Below are 14,698 nucleotides of genomic sequence, written 5' to 3'. Positions count from 1 at the left end.
CTTCTACGCTGCACGTCGGAGTCTGCCCTCAGGGCGGGCTCCATCACTTGACTGGAAGGCGGCATGCTGCCCGAATCCTCACGACGAAATACCATTCTCAAGCTTGCCCTGCCGATCATTGCCGGCATGCTATCGCAAAGTCTGCTCAACCTGATCGATGCCGCCCTGGTCGGTTCGCTGGGCGAAACGGCGCTGGCAGGCGTCGGCATCGGCGGCTATGCGATGTTCATGATCACCGCCCTGGTATTCGGGTTGTCCTCGGGCGTTCAGGCACAGACCGCCAGGCGCCACGGTGAGCAGGACTGGCATAAACGCACCGATGCCCTGCATGCCGGCCTGGCCATTGCCCTGTCGCTGGCCTTGCCGCTGACGGCGCTATGTCTGTGGCAGGCGCCGACATTGATCGGCCTGATCAATCCTGACACCGGCGTTCACGCCCAGGCCGTCGAGTACTTCCGCTGGCGAGTGGTCTCACTGGTTCCGATCGCTATGATCTTCTGCTTCAGGGGCTACTGGAATGGCGTTCAGCAGACCGGCATCTATCTGCGCATCATCCTGATCATGCATGTTGTGAATGTGCTGACGAGCATTGGGCTGATTTTTGGCTATGCAGGCCTGCCAACACTAGGTGCCGCCGGTGCCGGTGCGGGTACCAGCCTATCCTTGCTGTTCGGGCTGATCCTGTGGGCGGCATATACCTGTCGTCACGCCGGCCCCATCGGCGGCAGGTTCAATATCACTACCCTGCTGACGACGCTGCGACTGGCTGCACCGCACTCCTTTCAACAACTGTGGTTCGCCGCCGGCTACGCCGTGTTGTTCTGGATCCTTGGCCAGTTGAACACCGCAAGCGTAGCGGTGGGGCATGTGCTGGTGAATCTGTCACTGCTGCTGATTCTGCCAGGTGTCGGCCTCGGGGTGGCGGCGATGAGCCTGGTCGGACAGGCAATGGGCCAGCAATCGAACCAGGAGGCGCACCGCTGGGGCTGGGACGTGGTTCGCATCGCCTGGGTTGGCCTGACTCTACTGGCTTTGCCGATGCTGATATTCCCCGATATCGTGCTTGGTATCTTCCTGCATGACCCTGCTCTGGTAGCCCTCGGGCACCTGCCTTTACAGCTGACCGCGCTGATGATGGTCCTGGATGTCTGCGCGCTGGTGCTGGGCCAAGCCTTGCTCGGTGCGGGCGCCAATCGCACCGTGATGGCCATGACCCTGGCGACCCAATGGCTGATCTTCCTGCCTCTGGCCTGGTGGGTCGGGGTAGCGCTGGGGCATGGCCTGCTGGGCATCTGGTGGGTGCAGCTCGGCTACCGTTGCTTGAATTCGCTGGGCTTTGCCGTCATTTGGCAGCGAGGCCACTGGCAACGACTGGCCATCTAGGCTTTCTCCGATCACACTCGACCTCCTGACGTCGAGATGGATCGGCCCTAATAACTCTTTGATTAAAATCTATGAACATTTATTCTTTCATAGAATATAAGGTTAGGAGTATCGTCGCTCATAAACGGCATCACTCCTTCATCACGCCCTGACCAGCAGGACACGACTGAATGTATCGGTACGACAACTACGACCAGACCCTCGTCGATGAGCGGGTCACCCAGTTCCGTGACCAGATGAACCGCTACCTTGATGGCCGCCTGGGCGAAGAAGAATTCCGCCCACTGCGCCTGCAGAACGGTCTCTATATCCAGAAATACGCGCCGATGCTGCGTATTGCGATCCCCTACGGCATGCTGTCGAGCGATCAACTACGCCGTCTGGCCTCGATTGCCCGGCGTTACGATCGGGGATACGGTCACTTCAGTACCCGTCAGAACCTGCAGCTCAACTGGCCGGCCATCGAGACGGTGCCGGATATCCTTGGCGAATTGGCCGAGGTGCAGATGCATGCCATCCAGACCAGCGGCAACTGCATTCGTAACACCACCAGCGATCAGTTCGCCGGCATCGCCGCCGATGAAGTCGAGGACCCGCGCCCCTGGTGTGAGCTGATTCGCCAGTGGTCAACACTACACCCCGAATTCGCCTTCCTGCCGCGCAAGTTCAAGATCGCGGTGACCGGCGCCGCCGCCGATCGTGCAGCCATCCAGGTCCACGACATCGGGCTGCGCCTGTGGCGCGACGCCGAGGGCGAAGTGCGCGTCCGGGTGCTGGCCGGTGGCGGCCTGGGCCGAACGCCGATGATCGGCGACGTGGTACGCGACGACTTGCCCTGGAAGCACCTGCTTACCTACCTCGAAGCCTGCGTGCGCGTGTATAACCAGTTCGGGCGCCGCGACAACAAGTTCAAGGCCCGCATCAAGATTCTGGTCAAGGCGCTGGGCATCGAGGAATTCCGCCGGCGGGTCGACGCCGAGTGGGAACATCTCAAGGATGGCCCCCAGACTCTGACACCCGCTGCCGTGGAAGCCGCCAAAACCCACTTCCCGGAACCCGAGCGCCGTCCGGTCAGCGAAGCAGCCATCGCCGCCTATGAGCAAAAGCGTCAGGACGACCGCGCGCTTGCCCGCTTCGTGACCAATAACGTCACCGATCACAAGGTGGCCGGCTACAAGGCCGTCACCCTGTCACTCAAGCGTCGCGAGCTGGCCCCAGGCGACGTCACCTCGGATCAGATGGAGGCTGTGGCCGACCTTGCCGAGCGCTTCAGCTTCGGCGAGGTTCGCGTGACCCATGAGCAGAACCTGGTGCTTTCCGACGTCCCCGTGGATCAGTTGGAAGCCCTCTGGCAAGCTCTCGACGACTTGGGCATGGCCAACCCCACCGTGGGCACCCTCAACGATATCATCTGCTGCCCAGGTGGCGACTTCTGCGGCCTGGCCAATGCCGTATCGATCCCCATCGCTCAGGCCCTGCAAGAGCGTTTCGAGGACCTGGATTTCCTCTATGACCTGGGGCCGCTGGATCTCAACATCTCCGGGTGCATGAACGCCTGCGGCCACCACCATGTGGGCCACATCGGCATTCTGGGCGTCGACAAGAAAGGCGAGGAATACTACCAGGTCTCACTGGGCGGCAACTCGACCGATGACGCCTCCCTGGGCAAGATCCTCGGTCCGTCGTTCTATCGCGAAGACGTCCCCGATGTGATCGACAAGGTGCTCAAGGTCTACGTCGAGTCGCGCCACGATGACGAACGCTTCCTCGACACCTATCGCCGCATCGGGATCAAACCTTTCAAGGAGCGGGTCTATGCCTGATCAACAGCCGACAGTGGCCCGTACGCTGCTCAAAAAGGGTCAACCGGAAACCGACACCTGGGCGCTTTCTCGCGATACCGAAGCCCTGCCCGAGCAAAGGCCGGCCATCGTGCCACTGGCACTATGGCTCGATGCCAAAGAAGACAATGGCCTGGCGCCTTGGCTGCCTAGCGATACTGCGCTCGATAACGAACTCGCCAAGGAGCTTGCCGCTGCACCGCGCATTGCCATCGACTTCCCGGCCTTCACCGACGGCCGTGGTTACACTCTCGCGCGGATGTTGCGCGAACGCTTCGACTACCAAGGTGAGATTCGCGCCATTGGCGATGTACTGGTCGATCAGCTCTATTACATGAGCCGCTGTGGTTTCGATGCCCTGGCGCTGCGCGATGACCAGCTTCTTGAAGATGCTCAGCGTGCGCTGGGTGCCTTCAGCGTCAGCTATCAGCCTGGCGTCGATACCCAGGAGGCCCTCTTCGAGCGTCGTCTGCGGGAAGGCAATCACTCCTGAGCCGCCTCTGATCGACGGCTATGAACCACCAAGGGCCCGGCATAGCCGGGCCCTTGGCGTTTGTCGTTTCTCACTGCGTTTCAGCCACACAATACTACGGGCGCGCGCATCCTCAGCCGCGACGCTTTTGCTGACGTTCGCGATTGTTAGCCCGTGCTCGTTCGGACTTTTTCAGCATGATCAAGGTTGCGCCTAGCCCACCCTGCGATGCCGGGGCCGAGGCATAGGCCTGCACTTCCTCGAACTGAGCCAACCACTTGGCCAGATACGAGCGCAACACGTTGGCGGGGCTGTCATCCTCTCGCCCCCGACCATGCACTATCATCAGCGATCGCAGCCCATGGGCATGGGCGTCTCGGATAAAGCCGAACAGTTCGCGGCGACACTCGGTAAGCGGCCGGCGTTGCAGATGCAGGTGGGCCTCGGGCGGATAGCCTCCATGACGCAGGCGCTCGACCACCCCGAGCTGGATGCCGTCACGACGATATTCGAGGGGATCATGGGAGCCGACCACTTCCACAAAATCATCCGATAGGAAGTTGCCCTGGTCCTCTGCCTGCTGTGCCGCCAGACGTCGCGCCTGCTGTGCCTCGTTAGGTCCCTTGGGCCTCCGACTCACATCGGCTCGATCCTTGCCCTTGGCAAGCGGGAGCACATCTCCCATCTGACGGCGAAATTCGCGATCCATCATATTCATGGTGATAGCCTCCCGGCGCGACGGTGTGCTGACTGGCGTTCCAGAAGCATGCCATGCCAGGATGAGCGCGCGAACCCCCAATGACCTCAAAATCCACTACCAAGGCCACTTTCATGCGCATCCTTAGATACGCCATCGGCGCCTCGCTTGGCACCATGCTGGTCGTCGCCGCCTATCTATGGTGGGTGCTGTTGAGCCCATTCGGCTATGATCGTCCCGCCGACCTTCCCGCGATACCCAGCGGCGAATATCAGGTGTTCGTCTACGGCACCTTGACCTACGCTCCCGTTCGCTGGCTAGTTTACGGGCGCACGGGCAGCCCCGAGGCGGCCAGTCTGTCCGGCTTTCACCAGCGAGAACTGGATCTGGTAGAAGCCCCAGACCAGCGGGTCGATGGCATGGTACTGCATGTAGATGCTGATGAGTTGGCCGACCTGGATCGTTATGAACGCCTGGGCTATCGCTATAAGCGGGTGCGCGTTCAACTTGATAACGGGGTCAGCGCCTGGGTGTATCGACGCCTCTAGTTTTTCCCACTGAGCCCGACACTGCAATTTTATTCTAATCGAGTAAAGATAACGGTATAAAATAAAGAGTGGAAGACCACACAAGCTGCACGGTTGTGGGTGCCTTGGGGGCCGCCTACAATATCTGCCATCACTTGCGCACCCCCGTACAAGGACCCTGACGACGTGATCACCCTCTACCATAATCCCCGTTGCTCCAAATCCCGTCAGGCGCTGGCGCTGCTCGAGGAAACCGGTATCGAGCTGCATGTGCATCGCTATCTGGATGTGCCACTGGATGCCGAGCAGCTCGCTGCGCTGCTCGACCGCCTCGAGGGTAACCTCAAGGATCTCGTCAGGACCAACGAAGCTGAGTGGAAGGCTCAGGATATCGATATCGACGACCGCCAGGCCGTCATTGCCGCCATCGTAGCCTCACCGAAGCTGATGCAGCGCCCGATTGCCGACCGGGGCGACCACGCCATCATCGGTCGGCCGCCGGAAGCGGTACTGTCGCTGATCGACGCCGCATGATTCGCTCTTCCAATCATTGATACCTGGAGCCTAGATGAGCATCACCACGCCTTATGTGCTGATTCTGTTCTATTCCCGACAAGGCGCCACCAAAGCCATGGCTGAAGCCATGGCCGCCGGTGTCGAGTCGGAATCTGGCATCGCCGCTAGGCTACGCACCGTGCCGCCGGTTTCTGCGACCTGCGAGGCGGTGGACCCTGACATTCCCGCCGAAGGTGCCGTCTATGCCAGCCTCGATGACCTGAGACACTGTGCGGGCCTGGCCATCGGGAGCCCGACGCGCTTCGGCAATATGGCGGCTCCGCTCAAGCACTTCCTGGATGGCAGCAGCGAGCTATGGATGAATGGCGCTTTGATCGACAAGCCGGCCAGCGCTTTTACCTCTACCGCCAGCCTGCACGGAGGCCAGGAAACCACGCTGATGACCATGCTGGTGCCCCTGTTGCATCACGGCATGGTGCTCTCGGGCTTGCCCTACAGCGAGACCGAGCTTTTCACCACCACCACTGGCGGCACCCCCTACGGGGCCAGCCATCTGGCCGGACAGCGCAGCAATCGCTCTCTCGATGAGCACGAGCGAAATCTTTGCATGGCACAAGGGAAGCGTCTCGCCCGCCTGGCTCTGGCGCTTGCCCCCATGCGTGAGAGCACCTGATGAGACAACGGTTGGAACGCATGGAAGATCAACAAGGGCTCGACACCATGGTCGACAAGAGTCGCCGACTGGTCATCACCAGCTATCTGGCTCTGCTCGTCTTGCTCAGCTACGGTGGGCTGATCATGCATGATGTACAAACCGATGGCTGGGGCCCCTGGCTGGTGAGAGTGATACCGCTGTTGCTGTTCCTGCCGTCGATCCTGGTCAAGCGCGCCCGTGGCCACGCCTGGCTGTGCTTCGTCAGCCTGCTGTATTTCATGCAGGGCGTAATGTTCGCCACCCTGCCCGGCCAGACGGCGTTTGGCCTGCTGGTTGCGATGGCGTCGCTGGCACTATTCGTTGCCAGCCTGGGCTATGCACGCTTTCGTAGCCGCCAACTGCGCCATCAATCATCTGGCCACCCACAGCAGAAATGACGCCATTATCCAAGGCTGACACCACCAGCCACCTCGCCAACTGGCGCGCGGCGGCAGTGGCCACGCTACCGGTCATGTTCGGTTATCTACCGCTGGGAGCGGCCTTCGGCATCCTGGCAGTCGACGTCGGCATCCCCTGGTGGGCAGCGATGGCCATGTCGATCCTCATCTATGCCGGCGCCGGCCAATTCCTTGCGGTGGCGCTGCTCGCCAATCAGGCTGGCCTGATGGAAGTGGCAGTCGCCACCCTGATGCTCAACTCTCGCCACCTCTTCTATGGGCTGTCGCTGTTGCGCGCCTTCGCCGGCGCCGGATGGCGCAAACCCTACCTGGTCTTCTCGCTCACCGACGAAACCTATTCGCTGCTGACCTCGCAGGAAGGCCATGCCGGGCAGGACCACGCCCAGGCCTTCCGGCTCAGTGCGCTGAATCAGCTATGGTGGGTGCTAGGTAGCCTCGCGGGGGTGCTGATTGGCAGCCAACTGGCTTTCGACACCACCGGAATCGAGTTCGTACTGACCGCCTTGTTCATCGTACTGACCATCGAACAGGCGCGAAGACTGCGCCGGTGGCTACCTTTCATCGTCGCCACCTTTACCGCGCTGGGCGCCCTGGCATTGCTGCCCGAGCGTCATATGCTGCTGGGCGCCATCGGTGCCGCCAGCCTGATCCTATTACTTCAGTACCGGCTCGGATCAGCAAAGCAACGCACGGCAAAACGATGCATGGCAAAACGATGCATCGCAAAACAACAGCAGCGAGAGACATCGTGACCCAGAATTCCTTGCCTTTGCTCGGCTTTATCGCCGTATGCGCCCTAGCGACTTTCTTGACCCGGGCCCTGCCCTTCATCGCCTTCTCTCGTCAGGCAGAGCATCCGCTGGTCATCCACCTGGGGCGCTACCTGCCGCCAGCGGTGATGCTGATTCTGGTCATTTACGCAATGCGTGACTGGCGTCCCCTGTCGGCGGGAACCGCCAACCTATCCGCTAATGGCTGGCCGATGATACTGGCCGGGCTGATCGTGGCTGGCATGCAGCTTTGGCGTCGAAATGCCCTGCTATCGATTCTAGCCGGCACAGGAACCTACATGAGTCTGGTTCAGTGGGTGGGCTGACGATCATGCGTTGGTGAGGCGTGCACAAACAACGGTTGAGCCTTCGCCTTGCAACAGCGAAGATAAAGAAAATGCAGAGGGAAAGATTGCCATGACAAGGAACATTGCCGATATCCGGCGCGACTACGAGGGCGGCAGTCTCAATGAAGAGAATACGCCCGAGACACCTGAGCCACTCTTCGATGAATGGCTGACCCTGGCACTCGATAGCGAGGGAGACGACGGCAACGCCATGTCGCTTGCCACCGTCGATAGCCTGGGACGCCCCCATGCGCGTATCGTCCTGCTCAAGGGTTATGACGCGCGTGGCATGGTTTTCTATACCAATTACCAGAGCCACAAGGGCAGCGAGCTTGCTACCGTCCCCCATGCGGCACTGGTTTTTTGGTGGCCGTCGCTCAGCCGGCAGATTCGCGTCGAAGGCCGGGTAGAGCAGGTCTCGGAGTCTGAATCCGATCAGTACTTCGCCAGCCGACCGCGTGAGAGCCAACTCGGGGCTTGGGTGGCGACTCAAAGCGTGGAAATTCCCGATCGCCAGTGGATCGAGGATCGCCAGGCGCGGTTCGAACAGGCTTACGACGGCCAGGATATCCATCGCCCCGCACACTGGGGGGGGTATCGCCTTGTGCCAGAGATGATCGAATTCTGGCAGGGCCAGCCCAGCCGGTTGCATGATCGCATCCGCTACCAAGCGCGCGAAGGAGAATGGTTCAAGGTGCGCCTGGCGCCCTGAGACCGCCGGCCTTAGACTTCCGTTCGCCCTTCAACCACCCGCAGAGCAAATATCGGTCAGAAATGACAGCGCCCGGCCAAACTGGCCGGGCGCTGTGCTATCAGTGCTGCAAGCTCGCCAAGGTTACTCGGCGTCAGGCAGCCACTGCTGAACCACATCCTGGTTGTCGTCGACCCACTGCTTGGCATTCTCGTAGGGATCGCTACCTTCTTCCTGGTTCATGAGCATGACTTCGCCCATCTGCTCAGGGGTCCACTGGAAATTATCGAGGACAGCATAGGCCTCCGGCATATCGTCTTTCAGGCCCTTACGAGCGATGGTGTGAATCTGCTCGGCACCGCCGTAAACACCCTTCGGATCCTCGAGATACTTGAGATCCCAGCGAGCGAACATCCAGTGCGGCGTCCAGCTGGTGACGACGATCTCTTCCTTGTTCTGGATGGCGCTAGCCAATGCCGCCGTCATGGTCGCGCCACTACCGCTGCGCAGATCGGCATCGAGATCGTACTCGTCGATCACGTCTTCGGTCAGACTCATCAGGCCAGCACCCGGATCGATACCGACGATCTGGCCATCAATGGCGTCTGAGTTCTTATCAATATCAGTGATGGTGTCCATGTCGCTATAGGCCGGTACCACTAGCCCAAGCTTGGTGCCATCCAGGTTGGTACCCAGGTCTTCGACGTTGTCTTTGACGCGATCGAAATAGTCTGCATGAGTCGTGGGCAGCCAAGCCGCAACGATCGCATCCGCGTCACCATAGGACAGGGCCTGCCACATGGCAGCCGCTGAGAGCGATGACATTTCAACGTCATAGCCTTGGTCTTCCAACACGGCACGCACCACGTTGGTGGAAGCGACTTCGGAGGCCCACTCGACGTAGGCGAGGGTTACGGTACCCTTCTCTTGGGCCTGCACCTGACCAGCTGCGACGGCCGTGCCAGCCGCCATCATCATGGCGCCAAGGCGCACACCGCGTGACAGAGTCTTGATATCGAACATCCTTCACCTCTCTATTGCTTATTGGTGTTGAGCAGGACACCAGGATCACACCCCGATAGTCAACAAAGACCTGAGCTGAGCCTGAACGTCCTCATGATGCATATGACTTCGCATCATGCAGCCCATCACACCTCAATACCGACAGGTGTGATGGATCACGCAATACGTCACGACTTGCGTGTTTTACGGAAAGACTGGGTCAAACGATCCAGCAGCATGGCGAGAATCACGACCGCGATCCCCGCTTCAAAGCCATCGCCGGGACGCAGGCGCTGGATGGCACGCCATACCTCGTTACCCAAGCCATCGGCACCGATCATGGCCGCGATCACCACCATCGACAGCGCCAGCATGATGGTCTGGTTGATACCGGCCATCACGGTCGGCAAGGACAGCGGCAACTGAACCTTGAAGAGCTTTTGCGACGGCGTGGAGCCGAAGGCATCAGCCGCTTCAATCAAATCCTTAGGAACCTGACGGATACCCAGGGTGGTGAAGCGAATCGCCGGCGGCATCGAGAAAATCACTGTGGCAAAGATCGCCGACACAGAGCCGATGCCGAAGAACGGAATCGCCGGAATCAGATACACGAAGGCCGGCATGGTCTGCATGAAATCCAGCACTGGCATGATCACGCGGTAGAGACGCTCAGAAAGAGCGGCGGCAATACCCACGGGAATCGCGATCACCACTGCTACCAAGGTAGCAATAACCACCAGAGTTAGCGACTCGATCATCGGGTCCCACAGATCCAGATTCCAAATCAGGGCAAGACCCAAGATGGCGCCGATACCCAGACGGATACCCGCTGCGCGCCAGCACAGCAGCGCGATCAACCCCATCAGGCCCCACTCGGGGATCCACATCAACAGGTCGTTGAGACCGTTGATGCCTGTCTGGGTGACCGCGGAAATGCCGCGGGTAACGCCAGAATAGTTAGTTGTCAGGTAATTTAGACCGGATTCGATCCAGTCACCCAATTCGATACGGGGAATCTCAATCGCCATCTCAGTTGTCTCCTGCTTCTGCCAGTTCGGCCAGCACCGCACCCTTGACCACTACGCCGAGTAGGCGACGTTCCTCATCAACCACCGCGATGGGGAAGCTCTTGTCACTGAACATGGCAAAGAGGTTATGCAGTGGCTCGTCTGGGGCAACGCTACGGAAGTTCTGATGGATCAGGCTTTGGATGCTCTGCTGGCCTTCCTTGACGGCCTTGTCGGCACTGTCGGCATCGATGAGACCCACAAGCTTGCGATCACGACTGGTGACGTAGATGGAGTCCAGACCGTTCTCACTCATCTTGCGCAGGGCGGTACGCGGACCGTCATCTTCACGGGCGGTAGCGCGTACCGGGCGCATGGCATGGCGAGCGGTGAGGATGCGTGACATATCCACGCCCTCGATGAAGCGCTCGACGTATTCATCGGCTGGCGCAGTCAGAATCTGTTCCGGCGTGCCAATCTGCACGATCTCACCGTCCTTGAGCAGGATGATGCGATCACCGATGTTAAGGGCTTCATCGAGGTCGTGGGTAATGAAGACCGTGGTCTTCTTCATGCGGTGCTGAAGCTCAAGCAGCTCCTGCTGCATGTCCTTGCGGATCAGCGGATCGAGAGCGGAAAACGCCTCATCCATGAGCAATACGCTTGAATCGTTAGCCAGTGCACGCGCCAGACCAACACGCTGCTGCATGCCGCCGGACAATTGGCTAGGCAGCGCATCTTCCCAACCGTCTAGCCCAACCTGCTTCAATGCATTACGGGCGGTTTCAGTGCGCTCGGCCTTGTCGACGCCGCGAATTTCCAGGCCATATTCAGCGTTCTGCTGCACCGTGCGGTGGGGAAACAGCGCGAAATTCTGGAAAACCATGGAAAAGTGACGACGACGGCATTCCAGCAGCTCTTTGGTGCTGAGCGTCGGAATGTTCTCACCATCGATGATGATCTCGCCTTCGGTGGTATCTATCAGGCGATTGAGGCAGCGGATCAGGGTCGATTTACCCGAGCCAGAAAGCCCCATGATCACCAGGAGCTCACCTTCGTAGACATCGAAATCGATGTTGGACAAGCCCAGCGTCTGGCCAGTCTGCTCCAGGATTTCCGGGCGCTTTTGCCCTTGGTCACGCAGCTCGAGGGCCTTCTTAGGCTGGTTGCCAAAGACCTTACTGAGGCCGCGCACCTGTATCTTTACGGGTCGTGTTTCGCTCATCGGCTCTGCCTGTTGTTATGTCATGCCGGCACGCCCTGGCAGGCCACCTCTAGGGGCCCTTGTGACTATGCACGGTCCATGACTGTCGTGATTGAACTCGCAGGATCATACATACTTATAAATATCCCCTCAAATCAGAACAGCTGATGATTAATCAACGATGACATGGCACAACTTCGTTTCAGAACGCTCTCGAAGAAGGCTGACTAGCAGCCTGCTTGGCGCCTTTCTCAGGCACGGCTCAATCCGGTGGCGATGCCAGTCGGTGGCGCTGCCAGTCGGATTCGGGCTCGTTCAGCCTGAGGAGCGCATCGACCACTTGCTCTTCCATGTTGAAGCGCAGACGGAAGCCCAGTTGCTTCATCAGCGAGCGCATGGGCTGGTTGTCGATCATGATCTTGCCGAACATCTCGAGGGTTCCCAGCCCCTGGCAATAGCGGATCATCTTGGTCATCAGCAAGCGCCCGAGCCCATGGCCATGCAGGTCATCGCGAATGATCACCGAGAACTCGGTACGGATGTTGTCTGGGTCATTCCATACCCGCACCACCCCCAGCATTTCTGACTGCCCTTCTGCATCCAGCCGCACCGCAATAAACGCCATCTGGCGGTCATAATTGATATCGGCAAGCGTCGCCAGGTCGCGCTTGGTCAGGTCCGCTTTATGATGAAAGTAGCGAAACCGGATGCTCTCCTCGGACAGGTGCTTGTGGAAGCCGGTGATCAAAGGAGCATCTTCGGCCCGGATCGGGCGCACCTCCACGTCCATTCCATCCAGCTCGACCCGTTCACGAAGTTCTTCAGGATACGGCATGATGGCATGCCGAGCGGGTGTTCCTAGATCCAACGCAAAATCCACGGCAAGCAGGCCATCATGGTTGAGCAGCAGCGGATTGATTTCCATTCCCCTCAGCCGCGGCAGATCAGACGCCATCTGGGACAACTTCACCAGCAACTCGCAAATCGTCTCGACATCCTGCTCAGGCTGCCGGGAGTGCTCATCAATCAACTTGGCGGCGTGGGTGCGGCTCACCAGGTCGGCGGCGAGCGTCATGTTAAGAGGCGGAAAAGCCACATGACGATCAGCCAGCACATTGACCTTGTAGCCGCCGACACCAAAGACCACCAAGGGCCCGAACTCAGGGTCTCGGGTAATGCCCGCACACAGCTGCAGGGAATGCTTACCGCGTTGCATTGGCTGCAGGCAGTACTCGTGGACCAGCGAGTCGGGAAACTTCTCGCGGACCTTCTGCTCGAGCCGCATCATGCCGTTACTTACCTGCTCGGGTGTGGCGAGGTCCTGAAGCAGGCCCGCCGAGAGCTTGTGCGGGTGGCTGCGATAGCGATACGGCACGATGTTGTTATCGTGCACGATTTTCAGGGCCAGGGTGTCTCCTGAGTCGTGCTCGGCCTCAAGCAGATCACGCGCGACAGCGGCGCCTTCCTCCGGCGTGACGATATAACGACTCCTGGGAGTCTCAATGCCGTAGGCCGCCAGCACCTGAGCCGTTTCTGCATGGGTCAGGCAGTGACGCTGTTGCTCGAGAGCCTGATCGATCAGTTCGTGACAGTGCTGGCGAATGGCCGCACTGGTCGCAAAGGGAAGCGAGGGCGGCGTCTCCTGGAGCAGAGCCTGCACGCGACGATAGTTAACCATATGCATGAAGGCACCGACGGCCTTCTCTGGCGACATGTAGGTCGGGATACCGGCCAGGTTGCTCTCATGTCGTGCCGACAACGCCTGCTCTAGCCCCATCCAACTGGTCAGCAGGTTACGCTTGAAACGGCGCCGATTGGCGACCACCGCCTCGGCCGTGACCTTCGAGGGTGCTAGACGGGTTGGTGCATGCACCAACAGGACCGCATCCACGCCGGGGTCAGCGGCCACGACCTCCAGCACCTCGACGATCTGATCCGGCGAGGCACCCCCACCCAAATCCACCGGGTTGCGTCCCGGCAGCGTCATGTCCACATCGTCTCTTGCCAGCGCCGCGCGGGTGGTATCGCTGAAATCGGCCAGACGCCCGCCCTGGCTGATCAGGCGATCGATGGCCAGCATCGCCGGCCCCAATCCGTTAGAGACGATCGCCAGTCGGTCACCTCGTAATGGCCGCATGCGCGACAGCGTTTCCAAGGCATCGAAGAGCTCATCGGAGTTGTCGACGCGCACCACCCCTGCCCGCGCCAGGGCCGCATCGAAAATCACGTCACGATTGGCGACCCCCGGCGTCGGCGGCAGATTCGACAGCAGTGACTGCGGCGTGCGACCGCTCTTGATCGCCAGTACCAGCCTGTGCCGAGATGCCTCACGCAGGGCCGTCATCAGGTGCTGCGCATCCTGGGTGCGCTCCAGATGCAGCAGAATAGACTGGGCTGCCGTATGTTGATTGATATAGTCGAGCAGGTCCGGCAACAGCACGTCGACACTGTCACCCAGGGTCACCAGGTGCGAGAGACCGATACCCCGCCCTGCCGCCCAGTCGATGATGGCATTGCCGAGCATGCCCGACTGGCCAAGATAGGCGACGCGCCCGGCCTTGACCGGCTGGCCGGAATAGGAGGCATTGAGCCGCCGCCCGGGCACCAGGATGCCCATACACTCCGGGCCCAGCACGCGGATGCCCGAAGGCCTGGCGGCACTCAGCATTTGTTCACGGATGGAACCGCCATCATGACTGCGATCATCCAAATAGGAGCCGCCGGACAGCACCATCGCGGCGCGGACACCGGTTGTGCCAAGCTCGGCGATCAGATCAGGCACCGTGTCCACGGGCGCGCAGATCACCGCCAGTTCGGGCACCTCGGGCAGATCGGCAACGTGACTGAAACAGGGGACACCATGAACATTCTCGTATCCCTTGGTATTGACCGCCCACAGCTTGCCGGGAAAGTCGCCCTCCAGGAGGTTCTGAATCACCAGACCGCCCATTGAATAGGGCTTTTCCGAGGCGCCAATGATCACAAGACTCTGCGGCTCGAAGAAGTGACGAAGAAATCGCGTACCCAAGACCTGTCCTCCCGAGTGGGTGTAGCCTCCTTGTGTACGACTTATTGACACTGTCATGCAAGGAAGCAAGGCGATTAAGGTCGCATCAATAACCGCGGAG

At 60.0% G+C, this 14,698-nt stretch carries 15 protein-coding genes; 10 read left to right on the top strand and 5 right to left on the bottom strand.

All coding sequences use genetic code 11. The features are described 5' to 3' along the window. Positions 1 to 63 precede the first annotated feature (63 nt). The 3 genes from HUS66_RS07200 (at position 64) to HUS66_RS07190 (ending at position 3,717) form a co-directional block, all read left to right on the top strand. A complete protein-coding gene (locus HUS66_RS07200; RefSeq protein WP_175070236.1) occupies positions 64 to 1,383 on the top strand; it encodes an MATE family efflux transporter in 1,320 nt (439 codons plus the stop codon). Between the two features lie 170 nt (positions 1,384 to 1,553). Next, positions 1,554 to 3,206, top strand: a complete 1,653-nt coding sequence (locus HUS66_RS07195; RefSeq protein WP_175070235.1) for a nitrite/sulfite reductase — start codon at positions 1,554 to 1,556, stop codon at positions 3,204 to 3,206. After that, positions 3,199 to 3,717: a DUF934 domain-containing protein gene (locus tag HUS66_RS07190; protein ID WP_175070234.1), complete on the top strand. Its 519-nt coding sequence runs from the start codon at positions 3,199 to 3,201 to the stop codon at positions 3,715 to 3,717. Before HUS66_RS07195 ends, HUS66_RS07190 begins: the two co-directional genes overlap by 8 nt. A gap of 112 nt (positions 3,718 to 3,829) precedes the next feature. Here HUS66_RS07190 and smrA read toward each other — a convergent pair whose 3' ends face one another. After that, complete coding sequence (gene smrA, locus HUS66_RS07185) at positions 3,830 to 4,414, bottom strand: DNA endonuclease SmrA (protein ID WP_175070233.1); 585 nt, start codon at positions 4,412 to 4,414, stop codon at positions 3,830 to 3,832. Between the two features lie 80 nt (positions 4,415 to 4,494). Here smrA and HUS66_RS07180 point away from each other — a divergent pair, with 80 nt between their 5' ends. The 7 genes from HUS66_RS07180 (at position 4,495) to pdxH (ending at position 8,378) form a co-directional block, all read left to right on the top strand. Then, positions 4,495 to 4,941, top strand: coding sequence for a gamma-glutamylcyclotransferase family protein (locus tag HUS66_RS07180; protein ID WP_254628732.1), 447 nt, complete (start codon positions 4,495 to 4,497; stop codon positions 4,939 to 4,941). A 165-nt stretch (positions 4,942 to 5,106) separates the two neighbouring features. Then, positions 5,107 to 5,454: an arsenate reductase family protein gene (locus HUS66_RS07175; protein ID WP_175070232.1), complete on the top strand. Its 348-nt coding sequence runs from the start codon at positions 5,107 to 5,109 to the stop codon at positions 5,452 to 5,454. A 34-nt stretch (positions 5,455 to 5,488) separates the two neighbouring features. Further along, the gene (gene wrbA / locus HUS66_RS07170; protein WP_175070231.1) at positions 5,489 to 6,109 is read left to right on the top strand and encodes an NAD(P)H:quinone oxidoreductase; all 621 of its coding nucleotides are present in this window, start codon (positions 5,489 to 5,491) and stop codon (positions 6,107 to 6,109) included. Between the two features lie 20 nt (positions 6,110 to 6,129). Beyond that, complete coding sequence (locus HUS66_RS07165) at positions 6,130 to 6,528, top strand: DUF2069 domain-containing protein (protein ID WP_340162748.1); 399 nt, start codon at positions 6,130 to 6,132, stop codon at positions 6,526 to 6,528. Beyond that, complete coding sequence (locus HUS66_RS07160; protein WP_175070229.1) at positions 6,525 to 7,301, top strand: AzlC family ABC transporter permease; 777 nt, start codon at positions 6,525 to 6,527, stop codon at positions 7,299 to 7,301. The genes HUS66_RS07165 and HUS66_RS07160 overlap by 4 nt, the downstream gene beginning before the upstream one ends. Continuing rightward, the gene (locus tag HUS66_RS07155; protein WP_282848403.1) at positions 7,298 to 7,645 is read left to right on the top strand and encodes a branched-chain amino acid transporter permease; all 348 of its coding nucleotides are present in this window, start codon (positions 7,298 to 7,300) and stop codon (positions 7,643 to 7,645) included. Before HUS66_RS07160 ends, HUS66_RS07155 begins: the two co-directional genes overlap by 4 nt. Before the next feature lie 91 nt (positions 7,646 to 7,736). After that, positions 7,737 to 8,378 (top strand): pyridoxamine 5'-phosphate oxidase, encoded by a 642-nt coding sequence (pdxH, locus tag HUS66_RS07150; RefSeq protein WP_175070227.1) that lies wholly within the window; start codon positions 7,737 to 7,739, stop codon positions 8,376 to 8,378. Positions 8,379 to 8,501: 123 nt separating this feature from the next. Here pdxH and HUS66_RS07145 read toward each other — a convergent pair whose 3' ends face one another. The 4 genes from HUS66_RS07145 to HUS66_RS07130 form a co-directional block, all read right to left on the bottom strand. Then, on the bottom strand, positions 8,502 to 9,380 hold the full coding sequence (locus HUS66_RS07145; RefSeq protein WP_175070226.1) for a glycine betaine ABC transporter substrate-binding protein: 879 nt from the start codon (positions 9,378 to 9,380) through the stop codon (positions 8,502 to 8,504). 167 nt (positions 9,381 to 9,547) lie between these two features. After that, a complete protein-coding gene (locus tag HUS66_RS07140; protein ID WP_175070225.1) occupies positions 9,548 to 10,387 on the bottom strand; it encodes an ABC transporter permease in 840 nt (279 codons plus the stop codon). Between the two features lies 1 nt (position 10,388). Next, positions 10,389 to 11,591 carry a quaternary amine ABC transporter ATP-binding protein gene (locus HUS66_RS07135; RefSeq protein ID WP_175070224.1) on the bottom strand — a complete coding sequence of 401 codons (1,203 nt, stop codon included), beginning with the start codon at positions 11,589 to 11,591 and terminating at the stop codon, positions 10,389 to 10,391. A gap of 241 nt (positions 11,592 to 11,832) precedes the next feature. After that, positions 11,833 to 14,598, bottom strand: coding sequence for a bifunctional acetate--CoA ligase family protein/GNAT family N-acetyltransferase (locus tag HUS66_RS07130; protein WP_175070223.1), 2,766 nt, complete (start codon positions 14,596 to 14,598; stop codon positions 11,833 to 11,835). Positions 14,599 to 14,698 lie beyond the last annotated feature (100 nt).

Origin of the sequence: Onishia taeanensis (assembly GCF_013349955.1) — a bacterium.
Lineage (GTDB): Bacteria > Pseudomonadota > Gammaproteobacteria > Pseudomonadales > Halomonadaceae > Onishia > Onishia taeanensis_B.
This window is presented reverse-complemented; position numbering and strand designations above follow the sequence as displayed.

What these genes read in the sequence shown, in the direction of transcription:
- HUS66_RS07200 (WP_175070236.1), top strand. Translation starts at nt 64, where the DNA reads ATGCTGCCCGAATCCTCACGACGAAATACCATTCTCAAGCTTGCCCTG.
- HUS66_RS07180 (WP_254628732.1), top strand. Translation starts at nt 4,495, where the DNA reads ATGACCTCAAAATCCACTACCAAGGCCACTTTCATGCGCATCCTTAGA.
- HUS66_RS07195 (WP_175070235.1), top strand. Translation starts at nt 1,554, where the DNA reads ATGTATCGGTACGACAACTACGACCAGACCCTCGTCGATGAGCGGGTC.
- wrbA (WP_175070231.1), top strand. Translation starts at nt 5,489, where the DNA reads ATGAGCATCACCACGCCTTATGTGCTGATTCTGTTCTATTCCCGACAA.
- pdxH (WP_175070227.1), top strand. Translation starts at nt 7,737, where the DNA reads ATGACAAGGAACATTGCCGATATCCGGCGCGACTACGAGGGCGGCAGT.
- HUS66_RS07190 (WP_175070234.1), top strand. Translation starts at nt 3,199, where the DNA reads ATGCCTGATCAACAGCCGACAGTGGCCCGTACGCTGCTCAAAAAGGGT.
- HUS66_RS07145 (WP_175070226.1), bottom strand. Translation starts at nt 9,380, where the DNA reads ATGTTCGATATCAAGACTCTGTCACGCGGTGTGCGCCTTGGCGCCATG.
- HUS66_RS07140 (WP_175070225.1), bottom strand. Translation starts at nt 10,387, where the DNA reads ATGGCGATTGAGATTCCCCGTATCGAATTGGGTGACTGGATCGAATCC.
- HUS66_RS07165 (WP_340162748.1), top strand. Translation starts at nt 6,130, where the DNA reads ATGGAAGATCAACAAGGGCTCGACACCATGGTCGACAAGAGTCGCCGA.
- HUS66_RS07160 (WP_175070229.1), top strand. Translation starts at nt 6,525, where the DNA reads ATGACGCCATTATCCAAGGCTGACACCACCAGCCACCTCGCCAACTGG.
- HUS66_RS07135 (WP_175070224.1), bottom strand. Translation starts at nt 11,591, where the DNA reads ATGAGCGAAACACGACCCGTAAAGATACAGGTGCGCGGCCTCAGTAAG.
- smrA (WP_175070233.1), bottom strand. Translation starts at nt 4,414, where the DNA reads ATGAATATGATGGATCGCGAATTTCGCCGTCAGATGGGAGATGTGCTC.